Source organism: Janthinobacterium sp. NFX145, from assembly GCF_049810325.1.
Lineage (GTDB): Bacteria > Pseudomonadota > Gammaproteobacteria > Burkholderiales > Burkholderiaceae_D > Janthinobacterium > Janthinobacterium rivuli.
This window is the reverse complement of sequence record NZ_CP187360.1, coordinates 3190327-3206296: the sequence shown is the minus strand read 5'-3', so window position 1 is coordinate 3206296 and position 15970 is coordinate 3190327. Positions and strand designations below refer to the sequence as shown.

The window sequence follows — 15970 nt, the reverse complement described above, 5'->3', positions numbered from 1 at the left end:
GCATGCCGGCTTGCGCCGACATATTCCATCTTGGTTTTGACGTTTAACGACAGGAAACTGCAACATGACTGAAAAATTTGCATCGCACACTTCCGCCTCCGCAGGCGATGGCATTGCCGCCATCGAGGCATACCTGGACAGTGCCGCCGCCGCGGCGCTGCAGCGCTTCACCGGCACGCCGGATGCCGATGTGCTCAGCGGCACCGCAGGCGCCGACTTGCTCGAAGGCCTGGCCGGCGACGATACGTATTACGTCAACGACAGCGGCGACGTGATTGTCGAGCTGGCCAATGGCGGCACCGATACCGTTTATACCAGCGTTAACTACACGGTGGCCGACAACGTTGAGAACGTGCGCCTCGCCGCCAGCGGCCTGACGGTGACGGGCAGCGCCAACACCAACAATATCTTTCATGTGAGCGTGGCCGGCGGCAATGTGCTCGACGGTGGCGGCACGGGCAACTCGGTCAATTACCTTGGCTCCAGCACAGGCGTGACGGCCACCCTGTCCGGGGCCAGTGGTCCGGTGGCGGCAGCTCCGGGCAGCGATGTGCTGGTCAATTTCGCCAGCATCGTGGGCAGCAAGTTCGACGACGTCCTGACCGGCAATGAACTCAAGAACCTCCTGATTGGCGGCATCGGCAACGACACCTTGCGGGGCGGCAAGGGCGACGATACGCTGTTCGGCGTAGCGGGCGACGATACCTATATTTTTGCCCGCGGTGACGGCGCCGATATCATCTCCGAGGTGGTCGAGGGCGGCGGCCACAATGTCGTTTCCTTCCTGGCCGGCGTCAGCGCCGACCAGTTGTGGTTCCGCCAGGTGGGCGCGAACCTGGAAGTGAGCACCATCGGCACGAGCGACAAGATCAGCATCAACGGCTGGTTCAGCGCAGGCAGCGCGCCCCGCATCCAGGAATTCCGCACGGCCGACGGCCGCGTGCTGCTGGGCAGCGACGTGCAAAACCTGGTGCAGGCGATGGCCGCACTGCAGCCGCCACCGGCTGGCCAGCTGACTTTGCCAATCTACGCAGCCACCGTCCTGGCTCCCGTGCTGGCGCAGAACTGGCGCACGGAAGGACCGAATCAGCCCGGCAATGGCGTCTTTACCGGCACGGCGAATCCGGACATCATCAAGGGCACGGCGGGCGCCGATGTAATGGCGGGCCTGGCCGGCGACGACATTTATTACGTCAACCATGGCTACGACGTGGTGACCGAACAGCCTGGCGGCGGCCGCGACACTGTCTACACGACGGTCAGCTACACCATGGGCGCCAACATCGAAGAGGTGCACCTGGCCGCCGCGGGCGTGGGTGTGACAGGGAACGGCAGCGGCAACGTCTTTCACGTCGACGTTGCTGGCGGCAACTTGTTGTATGGCATCGGCAGCAATAATTCGGCTACTTACGCGGGTTCCAAGGCGGGCGCCACGGCGACCATCGTTCCCGTCGTCGGCGGTAGCGCGCTCTTGCCTGGCAGCGATGTGCTGGTCAATATTTCCAGCGTGACAGGCAGTGCCTATGACGACGTGCTGATCGGCAACGAACTGGCCAACACCCTGTCTGGCGGGCTCGGCAAGGATACCTTGCAAGGCGGCAAGGGCGACGATGTGCTGACCGGCGGCCTGGGCGACGATACCTATGTCTTTGCGCGCGGCGACGGCGCCGACGTCATCATCGAAGCGTCCGCCGATGCCAATTACGACGCCATCGCCTTCCTGGCCGGCGTCTACATCGACCAACTGTGGTTTCGCCAGGTGGGCAATGACCTGGAAGTGAGCACCATCGGCACGACGGACAAGATCACCATCCGCGCCTGGAACAAGGCTGCGCCGAACATCGAGGAATTCCGCACGGCCGCCGGCCACGTCCTGCGCGGCGCCGACGTGCAACTGCTGGTGCAGGCAATGGCGACCCTGACGCCGCCGCCATTGGGCCAGCTGACCCTGCCGGCGGGCACCGCCGCCGCCCTGGCGCCCGTGCTGTCCCAGGCCTGGCACTTCAACGGCCCCACGCAGTTGACGGAGCAAACCTTTGTCGGCACGGAAAATGCCGACCTCATCAAGGGCACGGCCGGCGCCGACCTGATGGAAGGCCTGGGCGGTGACGACACCTATCACGTCAACCACAGTGGCGACTTCATCGTCGAACGGGGCAATGGCGGCAGCGACACCGCGTTTACCACGGTCAACTACACGGTGGCCGACAACGTCGAGAATGTGCGCCTCGGCGCCCCTGGCCTGACGGTGACGGGCAGCGCCTTCACCAACAACGTCTTTTTCGTCACTACCCCCGGCGGCAATGTGCTCGACGGCGGCGGTGCGGGCAACACGCTCAATTACGTCAATGCTAGCGCTGGCGCGACGGTTGCCTTCGCAGCCGCAGGCACGGCCCTGGCGGCGCGTCCGGGCGTGGATGTGGCGGCCAATTTCATCGCGGTTGTCGGCAGCAAGTTCGATGACGTGTTGATCGGCAATGAACTGAAGAACACCCTGCTGGGCGTCCTGGGCAACGATATCTTGCAAGGCGGCAAGGGCGACGACATCCTGGCTGGAGTGCTGGGCAACGACACCTATATCTTCGCCCGCGGCGACGGCGCCGACTTGATCAACGAGGCCAACGAGGCGGGCAGCCGCGATGTCGTGTCCTTCCTGGCCGGCGTCAGCGCCGAGCAGCTGTGGTTCCGCCAGGTGGGCACGGCTCTGGAAGTGAGCACCATCGGCACCAGCGACAAGATCACCGTCACCGGCTGGTACGAGAGCGCGGAGCGGCGCATCGAGGAATTCCGCATGGCCGATGGCCGGGTCTTGCTGGGCAGCCAGGTGCAAAACCTGGTGCAGGCGATGGCTGGCCTGACGCCGCCGCCAGCCGGCCAGCTCACTTTACCTGCCGGCACGGCCGCCATCCTGGCGCCGGTGCTGGCGCAGAACTGGCGCGCCGCTCCACAAGCGGCTGGCGCCAGCCAGGGCGGCTTCAGCGGCTGGCAAGCCGATTCCGCGCAGCTGGTGCAAGCGATGGCCGGCTTTGCCGTGCCGGCGGCCGCATCGGCGCCATGGTCAGGCCACGGCAATCCGTCGACGCAACTCCAGCTGGCGGCGGCGCATTAAACCGTTGAGCAACTAGATCCACCATCACGCAGCCGGGCCGGGGTGACCCGCCACGGCCTGGCTGCGCCATTGAAATTCTGATATTGCCCGATGACAGTCCTCTCCTACCGCAACGATCCGCCACCGATTGAAAAAACCTCGCCCGACACGGGCTTGCTGTCACTGCTGCTGATGGCCAGCCTGCACGGCATCGCCGCCGATGGCGCCCAGCTCAAGCACGCCTTCGGCCAGGCCGTGTTCACGCGGCAAACCGTGCTGCTGGCCGCGCGGCAACTTGGCTTGACGGCCAAACTGGTGCGCCAGGCGCCCGAACGGCTAGGGCAAGCGCCGCTGCCCGCCATCGCGATCGATACCGCCGGCCGTTTCTTTATCCTCGGCAAGGTCGAGCCGGACGACGACGGCGTGAGCAAGGTGCTGGTCCAGCATCCGGGCCAGCCGCCGCAAATTCTCGGCCGTGCAGCCTTCCTTGCCGCCTGGACGGGCGAACTGATCTTTTTCACCAGCAAGGTCAGTTATGCGGGCGAGACGGCCCGTTTCGATTTCAGCTGGTTCATCCCCGCCATCGTCAAATACCGCAGGCTGCTGGGCGAAGTGTTGCTCATTTCCTTCGTGCTGCAACTGATCGGCCTGGCCACGCCCCTGTTTTTCCAGGTGGTGATGGACAAGGTGCTGGTCAACCACGCCATGAAAACCCTGCACGTGGTGGCCATCGGCCTGATCTGCGCCATCGTCTTCGAGGCCGTGCTGGGCCTCATCCGCACCTATGTTTTCGCGCGCACCAGCAGCAAGATCGACGTGGAACTGGGCGCGCGCCTGTTCCGCCATTTGCTGGCCTTGCCGATCGCGTATTTCCAGGCGCGCCGCGTGGGCGATTCCGTGGCGCGCATCCATGAACTGGAAAACATCCGCTCTTTTCTCACCGGCAACGCGATGACCCTGGTGCTCGATTTGCTGTTTTCCTTCATTTTCATTGCCGCCATGCTGTGGTACAGCGCCGCGCTCAGCGTCGTCGTGCTGGCCTCGATTCCCGTCTACGCGGCCCTGTCGATGCTGCTCACGCCCGTGCTGCGGGGCCGCCTGAACGATAAATTCAACCGCAGCGCGGAAAACCAGTCCTTCCTGGTCGAAACCATCAGCGGCGTCGACACGCTCAAGGCCATGGCCGTCGAGCCGCGCTGGCAGCAGCAGTGGGAAAAGCAGCTGGCCGGCTATGTGTCGGCGGGCTTGTCGGCGAATAACATCGGCATGCTGGCCAGCGGCGGCGTCACCCTCGTCAGCAAGCTGGTGACGGCGGCCATCATGTGGTGGGGCGCCACCCTCGTCATCGACGGCAAGATGACGGTGGGCGAACTGGTCGCCTTCAATATGCTGGCCGGGCAGGTGGCCTCGCCCATCCTGCGCCTGGCGCAGCTGTGGAACGATTTCCAGCAGGTGGGCATCTCGATGAGCCGGCTCGGCGACATTCTCAACGCTAGGGTGGAAGCGGGTAGCCAGAAGGCGCGCCTGCCGCGCATCGCCGGCGCCATCGAGTTCCAGCAAGTGGGTTTCCGCTACCGGCCCGATGCGGCCGAAGTGCTGCGCAATGTGTCGATCGCCATCGCACCAGGCGAAGTGATCGGCATCGTCGGGCGTTCCGGTTCCGGCAAGAGCACGCTGACGCGGCTGGCGCAGCGCCTGTACATTCCCGAACGGGGCAAGGTGCTGATCGACGGGCAGGATATTGCCGTCATCGATACGGCCTCGCTGCGGCGCCAGATCGGCGTGGTGCTGCAGGAAAACATCCTGTTCAACCGCTCCGTGCGCGACAACATCGCACTGAGCGACCCGGCGTTGCCCATCGATGCCGTCATCGCCGTGGCGAAACTGGCGGGCGCCCACGATTTCATTTGCGAATTACCGGAAGGCTACGACACCATGGTGGGCGAGCACGGCACGGGCCTGTCGGGCGGCCAGCGCCAGCGCATCGCCATCGCCCGCGCCCTGATCGGCAATCCGCGCATCCTGATTTTCGACGAAGCGACGAGCGCGCTCGACTATGAATCGGAAAAAATCATCCAGGACAATATGCGCGGCATCTGTGCGGGACGCACCGTGCTGATCATCGCCCACCGCCTGTCGGCCGTGCGCGAGGCACACCGCATCGTCGTCATGGAGCGGGGGCAGGTGGCCGAACTGGGCACGCATGACGCGCTGCTGGCGAACCCGGGCGGCATCTACGCCCATCTGTACAGCCTGCAGCAGGGCACGCACGGGAGCGCAACAGGGGACGCAACATGAGCGCCGGCCACCGCCTGGCCGCGTATGGCGAGCTGTTGCAACGTTACGCCCAGGTGCTGCGGCACAGCTGGCGTAACCGCGCGGCCTTGAGCGGCCCCGTGCTGAGCGAAGACGAGGCGGCCTTTTTGCCGGCCGCGCTGGCGCTGCAGGAGCGGCCCGTGTCGCCGTCCTTGCGCCTGACGGCCCAGGTGCTGATGCTGCTGGTCGGCTGCGTGGTGCTGTGGGCGGTCTTCGGCCAGGTCGACATTATCGTCAACGCGGCCGGCAAGATTATTCCGTCCGGTAACAGCAAGACCATCGCTTCCGTCGATGTGGCGGCCGTGCGCGCCCTGCATGTGCGCGAGGGGCAAGCCGTGCAGGCGGGCCAGCTGCTGGTGGAACTCGACAGCCGCGGCCCGGACGCCGAGCGCGACAAGGCCGCCGGTGATGCCGTGGCGGCCGCGCTGCAGATGGCCCGTTCGCGCGCGCTGATCGCCGCCATCGACAGCCTGACGCTGCCCAAGCTGGCGGCGCCCGATGGCGCCTCCGCCGCCCAGCGCGAAGAAGCGCAGGGCCACCTCGACGGCCAGTACGCGAGTTTCCGCGCCAGGCTGGCGCATCTCGATGGTGAAATCGCCCGCTACGCCCAGGCGCTGCCGCTGGCGGCGCAGAGGGCCGGCGACTACCAGGCGCTGCTGGCGACGCGCGACGTGGCCGAACACGCGTGGCTGGAAAAGGAACAGGCGCGCATCGACCTGGCCGGCCAGCTGGCGTCGGCCCGCAGCGAGCGCGCGGCCCTGGTGGCGCAGACGCGCAAGGACGCCTACGACGCGCTGACGGAAGGGGCCAGGGTGGCGGCGGCCAGCGGCCAGGATGCGCGCCGCGCCGGCGCCCGCGGCAGCTTGCTGCGCCTGACGGCGCCCGTCGAGGGCACGGTGCAGCAGCTGAAGCTGCATACGGTGGGCGGCGTCGTGCCGGCCGCGCAGGCGCTGATGCAGATCGTGCCGCGCCAGGGCAGGCTGGAAATCGACGCCGTGCTGGAAAACCGCGACGTCGGCTTCGTGCAGGAAGGGCAGATGGTGGCCATCAAGGTCGACGCCTTCGACTACACCAAGTATGGCACCGTGCCCGCCGTCGTCAGCAGCGTCTCGCGCGACGCCGTCGAGGATGAAAAGAAGGGTCCCGTGTATGCCGTCAGGATCACGCTGCAGCAGCCATCCATCGTCATCGATGGCAGATTGGTGCCGCTGTCGGCCGGCATGGCCGTGCGCGCGGAAATCCGCACGGGGACGCGCAGGGTGATCGAATACGTGCTCTCGCCGCTGGTGCAGCACCAGAAGGAGGCGCTGCATGAACGCTAGAGGCCGCGCCATCGCCGCCAGCTTGCTGCTGGCCAGTGCTGTGGCGCGGGCGGACGAACTCGAAGCCGCGCCTTGCCCGTCCGCGTATGAGGCTGGTGTGCTGTTGACTGTGCCATTGACCCTGCCGGCGGCCGTCGACCTGGCCCTGTGCCGCAACGCGCAAGTGCATGGCGCCTGGGCCGGCATCCGCTTGCAGGCGGCCGGCCTGGGCGAGGCGCGGGCCGCCTTTTTGCCGACCCTGAATGCGGGCCTGAGCCGGGTGCACGACCGCACGGCCTATCCGGGCGCCAGCACGCCTTCCGGCAGCTTGAACAGCAATACGGGTTCGCTGAATCTGTCCTGGCGTTTGTTCGACTTTGGCGGGCGCGCGGCGGGCCAGCGTTCGGCGCAAGCCTTGCTGGACGCGGCGCTGGCCAACCGCGACGCGGTGCTGCAAAAGACGCTGGCGGCCACCGTCAGCGCGTATTTCGAGGCGCAGACGGCGCGGGCAAATGTGCGCATGCGCCAGGACTACGCGGCCCTGGTGAATGAAACGGTGCTCGCCACGCAGCGCCGCGCCCAGCGGGGCCTCGGCTCGCACAGCGACACCCTGCAGGCGACCAGCGCGCTGGCCAAGGCGGCCCTGGGCGCCAGCCGCGCCGATGGCGAGTTCCAGAAGGCGCGCGCCGTGCTCGTGTACATCCTGGGCTTGCCGGCGGAGGCGGGCGTGGTGCTCGACGACGATGCGGATGCCCCGGTGGCGGGCTTGAGCGAAGATTTGCACACCTGGCTGGCGCTGGCCCAGGCGCGGCACCCGGCCATTGTGGCCGCGCGGGCGCAGCTGGCGGCCGCGCGCGAACGGGTGGCCGTGACCGAGTCGGAAGGCCGCCCCAGCATCGACCTGACGGCCAATATCTACCAGAACGGCCGTCCCAACCAGGGCTTGTCCGCCGCCTCCACGCGCGAAACCCTGGTGGGCATCGGATTGAACATTCCCCTGTTCGACGGTTTTGCGCGCCATTACAAGGTGCGCGGCGCGCTGGCGCAAGCCGGGCAAAGGGAAGCGGAAGCCGAGGAAGTGCAGCAGCAGACCCTGATGGAGCTGGTGAAAACGCATGCGGAGGCGAGCACGGCCTTGGCCAACCTGGCCGCCTCGCAAACGTGGCTGGACGCGGCGCGCGATGCCCAGGCCAGCGTGCAGCGCAAGTTCGGCCTGGGCGCGGCCGATATCCTGGAAATGCTGAACACGCAGTCGGCGCTGCTCGAGGCGCAGCAGGAGCGGATCCGTTGCCAGGCGGAATGGCGCTCGGCCCGGCTGCGGCTGCTTGCCAGCGCCGGTGTGCTGGGGCGCGAGGCTATTCCTGGACGGTAATGCACTCAAAACAGGCGCGTTCCGCGCGCCATGCCGGCGCGATTGCGACTATATTAGAGACGCTAATCCACACACCGGACCAGGGAGACATCATGCACAGCGTACAAAAGATTACCCCATGTTTATGGTTCAACGGCAACGCCGAGGCGGCGGCCCGGTTTTATACGGAAATATTTCCCAATTCGAAGATCGGCCAGATCCTGCGCTACGGCGAGGAGGGCAAGGAAATCCACGGCCAGGAGCCGGGCAGCGTGCTGACGGTGGCCTTCGAACTGGACGGCCAGACGTTTACGGGGCTGAACGGCGGTCCCCTGTTCCAGTTTTCCGAGGCGATCTCGTTCCAGGTCAATTGCGACACCCAGGACGAGGTCGATCACTATTGGAACCTACTGTCCGAAGGCGGGCCGCCGGAAGCGCAGCAATGCAGCTGGCTCAAGGACAAGTTCGGCGTGTCCTGGCAAATCGTGCCCACGCTCATGATCAAGCTGCTGACCGACCCCGATCCCGTCAAGGCCCAGCGCGTGATGAAAGCCATGATGGGCATGAAAAAAATCAACATTGACGAGATCAAGCGGGCGTACGCGGGGTAGCGGGGCGGGCGGTCGCCGCACGCCAGCGGCGCGCCCTGTCCAAGATGGCCGGCATTTGCTATAGTCCCAGCCATCTTTCCATCCGCTTACAGATCCTGCCATGACCACTAGCACCAGCAGCACCATCGCGCCCCGCACCTTCGGCACGCCCCTGTCTTCCACCGCCATCAAGGTCATGCTGCTCGGTTCCGGTGAGCTGGGCAAGGAAGTGATCATCTCGCTGCAGCGCCTGGGCGTGGAAGTGATCGCCGTCGACCGCTATCCGAACGCGCCGGGCCACCCGGTGGCGCACCGTTCGCACGTGATCGACATGAGCGACGGCGTGGCGCTGGCCGCCCTGATAGCCCTGGAAAAGCCCGATCTGATCGTGCCGGAAATCGAAGCCATCGCCACCGACACCCTGGCGGCGCTGGAGGCGGCCGGGCAAATCACGTGCATCCCGAACGCGCGCGCGGCCGTGCTGACGATGAACCGCGAAGGCATCCGCACCCTGGCTGCGGAAACCCTGGGCGTGGCGACGTCGCCATACCGCTTCGCCAGCAGCCTGCAGGACTTGCAGGCCGCTTGCGAGGAGATCGGCTTCCCGTGCGTGGTGAAACCCGTGATGTCGTCGTCGGGCAAGGGCCAGTCCAAATTGGATAGCGCCGCTGACGTGGACGCGGCGTGGGCGTATGCGGCCAGCGGCAGCCGGGTCGATACGGGCCGAGTCATCGTCGAAGGCTTCATCGACTTCGACTACGAAATCACCTTGCTGACGGTGCGTGCCGTGGGCGCCTCGGGCCAGATCGAGACGCAGTTCTGCGAACCGATCGGCCACTTGCAAGTGCATGGCGACTACGTGGAATCGTGGCAGCCGGCCCGCATGGCGCCGCTGGCTCTGGAGCGTTCGCGCGACATCGCCCGCAAGGTGACGGACAACTTGGGCGGCCTGGGCCTGTTCGGCGTGGAGCTGTTCGTCAAGGACGACATGGTGTGGTTCTCGGAAGTGAGCCCCCGTCCGCACGACACGGGCATGGTCACCATGGCCAGCCAGGTGCAGAGCGAATTCGAGCTGCACGCGAAAGCCATCCTGGGTTTGCCCGTCAACGTGGCCCTGCGTTCACCCGGCGCCTCGGCCGTCATCTACGGCCAGCTGGAAGCGAAAGGCATCGCCTTCGAAGGCGTGGCCGACGCCTTGAGCGTGCCGGGCGCGGACTTGCGCCTGTTCGGCAAGCCGGAATCGTTCGCCCGCCGCCGCATGGGCGTGGCGCTGGCCACGGCCGACGATATCGACACGGCACGCGCGCGCGCCGTGCTGGCCGCGTCCAAGGTCAAGCCGGTGGCGCGCTGATGGCAGAGGCCAGCCTGCCGCAGGCCGACGCCGGCGGCGAGGACATCAAGCGCAAGCTGCGCGGCCACATCGCGCGGCGCAACCTGGCCGGCGCCGCCAACGACTGCAAGTGGAACGAGCTGCTGGCCTTCATGCGCGGACGCACGGACTGGGCGCCGTCATACCGCTACGGCTCCGTCTCCGGCTATGTCTCGCGCTGGGATACGGAATGGGATTACCATCCGCCGTTCCCGTTCCTGGGCGTGGAATGGTTCGATATCAGCCTGTACTCGGAAGAGCACGTGGCCATGCTGCTGCCGAAGAAAATCATCGATCACGGCGTGTGGATCGTGCCCGAACTGGAACGCATCGGCTTTGATTTTGAAGTGCGGGGCCGGGTGGCGCGCATCTGGGCTTATCTGCCCCGTTCGTATCACGATTTTCCACCCACCGACTAGAGTAATCGTATGCCTGAAAACCTTATTCCCCAGGTGCCGCAACCGGACGACGCCGTCGTCGGCAAGGAAGCGGGCGCGCACATGCTGGCCACGGCCTGCGCCGCGCGCGACGCCTTCTATGCCACCCTGGGCGCCATGGACGCCGACGTGCTGGCGCCGCTGGTCAATCCCGCCTTCATGGGAGGCCAGCGCTGGCCCTCGTTGCGCCAGGCGTGGCGGGTGATCCGCCGGCCTGATGCCATCCTCATCGCCAGCGATGGCTTGAGCGATCCGTTCGAGGATGACGACGACGTGTTCGTGCCGCGCGGCCATTTGCTGGAAGTGTGCATCGAGGCGCCGCTGTCCGCCCTTGACGGCAATCCCGTGCAGGCATCGTGGCTCTTCGACCTCGTTTACCAGGTCAGCCAGAACGTGGCCGATCACGGCTCCATCGATTTGCTGGTGCAGCGCCACGGCAGCGTGTCGATGGCGCTCGACTTGCACGATGCACCAAACGGGCTGGAAGACGAAAACGAACAGGTGGGCGTGCTGCTGGCCCAGGGCGCAAGCACCATTCCCCCATCGTTCGACACGCCGTATGGCGAAGTGATGCTGCTGGCTCTTACCGTGCTGCAGCCGGCCGAACTGGCGTACATCAGCGAAGCGGAAGACAAGGCGCAGTCGCGGCGAGACCTGGCCGCCGCGCTTGCCGCGTCACCAACGGGCCACTTGAGCGTGGCCCGGCGGCCTGCCGTCATTCGCCGCTAGGTTCGACCGGCGCCACGGCCGGTTCTTCCGTTTTTGGCGCTTCCTTTGCTTCGATGACGGCGGGTGGCGGTTCTTTCCACTTGCCCGCCGCCTTCAGCTTGTTCTTCAGCCCTGGCAGAGGAAAACCCAGCGCATAGGCTTTTTGCGCGTGCGCGCTGGCCTTGTCGTATTCCTTCTTTTTCACATACATCAGGCCCAGGTTGTACTGGATGGTGGCCTGCTCGGGCGCCAGGCGGCTGGCTGCGTCCAGCTGTTCCAGTGCCATCGCATCCTGGCCCGTGGACAGCAAATAGCTGCCATACACCATGCGCGCCGTCACGTCGTGGGGCGCGAAGGCGATCGCCCGTTCGAAGTAGCAGCTGACCGTGTAGCGGGCGCCGGGCGGCTGCGCGCTTTTCAGACGCAGTCCCAGCTTGGCCATCGACGCCAGCGCCCGGTGGTGGTTGGGGAAGTGTTCGAGCGTGTAGCTGATGTCGGCGCCCAGGCTGCCCGTCATGCCTTGCGTGAGCGTTTCCACGGCGCGCGAAAAATGGAATTTCTCGACCACGGTCAAGCCGGAACGGTCTTCCGCGCTCGTGTAGTCGCCGCCCGGCGTGTGCTTGACGTAGGGTGGACAATCGGCGGCACCGGCGCTGGCGCAGCAGGCGGCGAGGGCGCAGGCAAACAAGCAATGCTTCATGGTGGACTCCTGTGACTGACCTGGTCCAGCAAATCGGCCAGGGCGTTGCTGCGGGCTTGCCGCGATTGCAGGGCGATGGCCGTGGGGCTGGCCAGGGGCGCGCGCCCCTGGCGCGCCAGTTCCAGGAAGCGCAGCAGCGCACGCGCGCAGTCGCCGCTGGACGCCAGCTGGCCGATGGTGTCGATGCCGCAGTGGCGCAGCTTGGCCGCGCTGTCGCCCGCCAGGTCGGTCAGCGCGAGGATGGGGCGGCGACAGCGCAGGTATTCATACAGCTTGGCCGGAATCTGCCCGTTGCAGTTGGCCGCCTGCAGCAGCAGCAAGCCGTCGGCGGCCAGCATTTCGCGCAGCGCCGCGCCGTGCGGCTGCAAGGGTGCCAGGCTGACCAGGTCTTCGATGGCATATTTTGCCAGCAGGCCCGCCAGCCACGCATCGTGGCCCGTGGCGCGCAGCACCAGCTGGAAATTGCGGGCGTGGAGCACGCCGTCATGGCGCAGCCGGGCCAGGGCTTCGAACAGCGCTTGCGGATCGCGCTCGGACGGATAGATTACGCCGCTGTGCAGCAGCAGAAAACGGCCGCGGTGGCCCGTGCGTTCAGGGCTGTCTGCATAGCCGTCTTCATCGTAACCGTTCTCTATCAGCTGGAATCGTTCGCGCGGCAGTTGTGCCAGGCGCCGCTGGTGCGCCGCGACGGCGCCCGGCGTGGTGCAGACGATGGCCGCGCTGCGCGCCGCGATGCGCTGTTCTATCCACGCATGCATGCGGTGCAGGCGCGGCTCGGGCGGATACGGCGCCAGCGGGTCGCTGTCGTCGAGCATGGGGTCGCGCTGGTCGGCGATCCACGGCAGGCCGCTGAGTTTTTGCAAGGTCATCGCGATCAGGTGCGCCGTGGCGATCGGATACGTCGACCAGATGGCGTCGGGGCGGTACTGCCGGATCATGCGCAGGCCGGCCGGCACGGCGCTCAGCCACCAGGAACTCCAGCGGTCGGGCAGCGCCAGGCAGCGCGGATAGCGCCCGCCGATGGACAAATGGCGCGCCGCATCCAGCGCCAGGGTGCGCCGCACGGTGGCTTGCGCAACTGTCTGCGCCAGCTGGGAATCGCCCTGATGCGGATACGCGGTGGCGCCGGGACTGAGCACCAGCGGCTGCCAGCCGCAGTCGGGCAAATGGCGCGCAAAGCCCAGGGTGCGCAGGATGCCGCTGCCGCCAGCGAACGGCGGGAAATGGTAGGCGACCATCAGCACGCGTTTTGGCGAGGTTTTTACCATGACCGCAGCCACCGCGCGCACCGCTGTTCCACTTCGCCGCGCCAGGCGGCGCTGGCAAACGTGTGGTTGGCGCCGTCGATCTGCGCCTGCGTCCACTGCGCGCGGGCGGCGACGCCGCGCCAGGCCGCATCGCCATCGAGCAGGGCTTGCCACTCGCGGGCGCCCAGGTCGTCGCCGCTGAGGATCAGCAGCACCTTGCCCTGGAATTGCGTCAGCGCCCGCAGCAGGGCCGGCGCGGGCGCGTCGTCTGCCTGCGTTGTCGGTGCTTGCGTGGCGGCCGCCACCTGCCGCAGCGAGGCCAGGCTGGCGCCCAGTTGCAATCCGCCGCTGGCCAGCTTGCGCCAGAAACCGCCTTGCAGCAAGCGTGGCAGATAATAATGGCGCAAAGTGGCGCGCGCCAGGCCGGCGCTGCTGCGCACCCACGGGTTGAGCAGGATCAGGGCTGTGACGCGCGCGTCGCGCGGCGCATGGCAGGCGGCGGCCGTGGCGCCATCGCACAAGCCCCACAGCGCCACTTCGCGCAAGGACGGCACGGCGTCGAAGAGTTGCGCCAGCGCGCCGGCGATGTCGGGACCGGCGGCGCGGTAGTCGCGCGCGCTGCCCTCGCTGTCGCCCATGCCGCGCAAGTCGAAACGCAGCACGGGCCAGCCTTGCGCGGCCAGGGCGCGGGCCTGCAAGACGAACTGGCGGTGGCTGCCGATTCGGTACTGCGGCCCGCCCGTGACGATCAAGACGCCGCGCGGGCCCGGCACTTCGGGCAGGCTGAGGATGCCGGCCAGGCGCGCCTGCGCCTCGTCGTCGTCACATGTGCTGCGAAAGCGCAGGGCCAGTTCGCGCACGGCGTGCCCTGCCAGCTGCTGCTGACCGCTGTCGCGCTTCATGACGGCGTCCTTTCCTCGTCGAGCCAGTCGCGGCACAGCACGCGCGTGGCGTCCAGCAGTTGTGGACACGCGAGCAGTTCGCCGCTTTGCCAGAACGGGCCGTCGCCGAAGCTGGCCACATGCACGGCGGCGCCCTGTTCGCGCCATTGCCGCGCCAGTGGCGGCACAGGCGCGCAAGTCTGTTCCGTCGCCTGGTAATCGAGCCAGTAGACGGGCAGCTCAGGAACGGCCGGCTGCAGCGCGGAGGCGCTGACGCCGTCGATGGCGTGCGCCAGTTCGGGCGCCAGCAGGTAGCCAGCCACTTCCACAGGCTCGCCTTTCGCCAGCGTGGCGCGCGCCTGGCCGGGCGCTTCCTGCGTGCCGCCGGCCAGCATGCCGGTCGCCAGGCGCAGGCGCAGGAAACGGTCGATGCTGCGCCGTCCATCGAGTTCCGGTTGCCACAGCAGCAAACGCGCCAGCGGCAGCGGCGCGCGGCTGGCGAAATCGAGGGCCAGCAGGGCGCCCAGGCGCAGGCCCCACAAGGTCAAGGGGCCGTCGACCCTCTGTGCCAGCCAGGCGCAAGCCAGGTGCAGGTCGTTGTGCCAGATGTCCCAGCGCGCTTCGTTAAAATCGCCGCTGCTGTCGCCGCAGCCAAACAGGTCGATCTGCAGCACGCTGTAACCGGAGGCGGCAAAGGCGCGCGCCTGCGCGGCGGCCACGTGGCGGCTCTTATTGAGTTCTTCGGCGAAGGGATGGACGTAGATAATGCCGCCGCGCGCGGCCTGGCCCGGCGGCGGCAGATGCAGCAGGCAGTAGCGCTGGCCGCCGCTGGCGGGCAGGAAGAAGGGCAGCAGCGGCAGCGCGTCGAGGGCGGCGCGGTTCATGGTCGCAGCTTTGCAAACACGAAATCGTGCAGGGTGCCGACGGTGGCAAAGTGGCGCGCGTGGATGTCGTCGTCGTCGACGATGATGCCGAAATGGTCTTCCAGCGCGGCGATCACGCCGATCACGGCCATCGAGTCGAGTTCCGGCACGCTGCCCAGCAGCGGCGTGTGCGATTCCAGCAGGCGCCCGTTCAAGCCCAGCGTGGTGTCGAGGATGTGCTTTACTGCTTCAAGATGCGGCATGTCAGCTCCAGGGAAGGGTAGTGCGGCAGGGACGACGTATCGAAGGCCAGGCAGGGGATATCGTCGGGGCGGCGCGACAGGTGCAGATACGGCGGCAGGCTGGCGGCCATCCATTGCCAGCGCCCGCAGCGCATGAAGGTGGCGGTGCCCAGCGCATGCGTGCCCAGGCGCGCATGGGCGCCCAGCGAGGCGCGGTTGAAGCGCGAGATGCGGCTGCATGTCCAGCGCACGCCCTGCGCGTACAGCACGGCGTTGGCTTCTTCCCACAGGCGCGCGAAGACCAGGCCGCCGCGCTGCTCGGGATGCACCCACACGTCCAGGTCCCACGACGACTGGTGTGAGGCCAGCGCGTAGCGGGCGCGCACCTCGTCTTCCTGGCAGCCGTGGCGCAGCAGCCAGATCCAGCCGGCCATGCTGTCCTTGCCAGCTTCTTGCGAACTGCGCGCCACCAGGCATTGCGCGCCTTGCCGGTAGCGTTCGCGCAGCGCGCCGGCCCGGCGCTCGGGACCGGGCGGCAAGTCCGCTTCGGCCAGGCAGGGCGTGACGCTGACCGACTGGCCGCGCCCGCGGCACAGCGAACCGGGCGCCACGGCCTGCGCCACAAATTGATAACGGTACAGCGCGCAGCGCCCGCCGGGCACCATCGCCAGCAGCCGCGCCAGGGCCAGCCAGGCGCTGTCGCGCCAGCCCAGCAGGGCGACGCTGGCAGCCAGCCGTTGCAGCAGGGGAAATTGCGAGGACAGGGCCATGGCGGTAACGGATGGGGCGGCTATGCAGCCAACGCTGTCCATTAGAGCGCAGCGGCCAGCGGCGGTCTTGCGCCGGCTCAAGCTGTGTTGCTGAAACTGTTAATTGA

General features: G+C 67.1%; 14 protein-coding genes. 8 read left to right on the top strand and 6 right to left on the bottom strand.

Features of this window, described 5'->3' with window-relative positions; translation table 11 throughout:
• Nucleotides 1–64 precede the first annotated feature (64 nt).
• The 8 genes from ACPJXG_RS14410 (at nt 65) to ACPJXG_RS14375 (ending at nt 11181) form a co-directional block, all read left to right on the top strand.
• Nucleotides 65–3109, top strand: a complete 3045-nt coding sequence (locus ACPJXG_RS14410) for a calcium-binding protein (protein WP_425254690.1) — start codon at nt 65–67, stop codon at nt 3107–3109.
• Nucleotides 3110–3199: 90 nt separating this feature from the next.
• Nucleotides 3200–5386 carry a type I secretion system permease/ATPase gene (locus ACPJXG_RS14405; RefSeq protein WP_425254689.1) on the top strand — a complete coding sequence of 729 codons (2187 nt, stop codon included), beginning with the start codon at nt 3200–3202 and terminating at the stop codon, nt 5384–5386.
• Nucleotides 5383–6726 carry an HlyD family type I secretion periplasmic adaptor subunit gene (locus ACPJXG_RS14400; RefSeq protein ID WP_425254688.1) on the top strand — a complete coding sequence of 448 codons (1344 nt, stop codon included), beginning with the start codon at nt 5383–5385 and terminating at the stop codon, nt 6724–6726. The genes ACPJXG_RS14405 and ACPJXG_RS14400 overlap by 4 nt, the downstream gene beginning before the upstream one ends.
• Nucleotides 6716–8077, top strand: coding sequence for a TolC family protein (locus ACPJXG_RS14395; RefSeq protein ID WP_425254687.1), 1362 nt, complete (start codon nt 6716–6718; stop codon nt 8075–8077). Before ACPJXG_RS14400 ends, ACPJXG_RS14395 begins: the two co-directional genes overlap by 11 nt.
• A 92-nt stretch (nt 8078–8169) precedes the next feature.
• Complete coding sequence (locus ACPJXG_RS14390) at nt 8170–8667, top strand: VOC family protein (RefSeq protein WP_099401867.1); 498 nt, start codon at nt 8170–8172, stop codon at nt 8665–8667.
• A 100-nt stretch (nt 8668–8767) separates the two neighbouring features.
• Complete coding sequence (gene purT, locus ACPJXG_RS14385) at nt 8768–9997, top strand: formate-dependent phosphoribosylglycinamide formyltransferase (RefSeq protein ID WP_425254686.1); 1230 nt, start codon at nt 8768–8770, stop codon at nt 9995–9997.
• The gene (locus tag ACPJXG_RS14380; protein WP_425254685.1) at nt 9997–10434 is read left to right on the top strand and encodes a DUF6678 family protein; all 438 of its coding nucleotides are present in this window, start codon (nt 9997–9999) and stop codon (nt 10432–10434) included. The genes purT and ACPJXG_RS14380 overlap by 1 nt, the downstream gene beginning before the upstream one ends.
• A 9-nt stretch (nt 10435–10443) precedes the next feature.
• Nucleotides 10444–11181: a hypothetical protein gene (locus tag ACPJXG_RS14375; protein WP_425254684.1), complete on the top strand. Its 738-nt coding sequence runs from the start codon at nt 10444–10446 to the stop codon at nt 11179–11181.
• Here the strand turns inward: ACPJXG_RS14375 and ACPJXG_RS14370 are convergent.
• The 6 genes from ACPJXG_RS14370 to ACPJXG_RS14345 are packed head-to-tail and all read right to left on the bottom strand — an operon-like array spanning nt 11168 to nt 15905.
• Complete coding sequence (locus tag ACPJXG_RS14370; protein WP_425254683.1) at nt 11168–11860, bottom strand: ABC transporter permease; 693 nt, start codon at nt 11858–11860, stop codon at nt 11168–11170. The two genes, ACPJXG_RS14375 and ACPJXG_RS14370, sit on opposite strands and share 14 nt — an antisense overlap.
• The gene (locus tag ACPJXG_RS14365) at nt 11857–13128 is read right to left on the bottom strand and encodes a glycosyltransferase (RefSeq protein WP_425254682.1); all 1272 of its coding nucleotides are present in this window, start codon (nt 13126–13128) and stop codon (nt 11857–11859) included. The genes ACPJXG_RS14370 and ACPJXG_RS14365 overlap by 4 nt, the downstream gene beginning before the upstream one ends.
• Nucleotides 13122–14009, bottom strand: coding sequence for a hydrolase 1, exosortase A system-associated (locus ACPJXG_RS14360; protein WP_425254681.1), 888 nt, complete (start codon nt 14007–14009; stop codon nt 13122–13124). Before ACPJXG_RS14360 ends, ACPJXG_RS14365 begins: the two co-directional genes overlap by 7 nt.
• Nucleotides 14006–14872, bottom strand: a complete 867-nt coding sequence (locus tag ACPJXG_RS14355; protein ID WP_425254680.1) for a hydrolase 2, exosortase A system-associated — start codon at nt 14870–14872, stop codon at nt 14006–14008. Before ACPJXG_RS14355 ends, ACPJXG_RS14360 begins: the two co-directional genes overlap by 4 nt.
• A complete protein-coding gene (locus tag ACPJXG_RS14350; protein ID WP_425254679.1) occupies nt 14869–15114 on the bottom strand; it encodes an acyl carrier protein in 246 nt (81 codons plus the stop codon). The genes ACPJXG_RS14355 and ACPJXG_RS14350 overlap by 4 nt, the downstream gene beginning before the upstream one ends.
• On the bottom strand, nt 15093–15905 hold the full coding sequence (locus ACPJXG_RS14345) for an N-acetyltransferase family protein (protein ID WP_425254678.1): 813 nt from the start codon (nt 15903–15905) through the stop codon (nt 15093–15095). Before ACPJXG_RS14345 ends, ACPJXG_RS14350 begins: the two co-directional genes overlap by 22 nt.
• Nucleotides 15906–15970 lie beyond the last annotated feature (65 nt).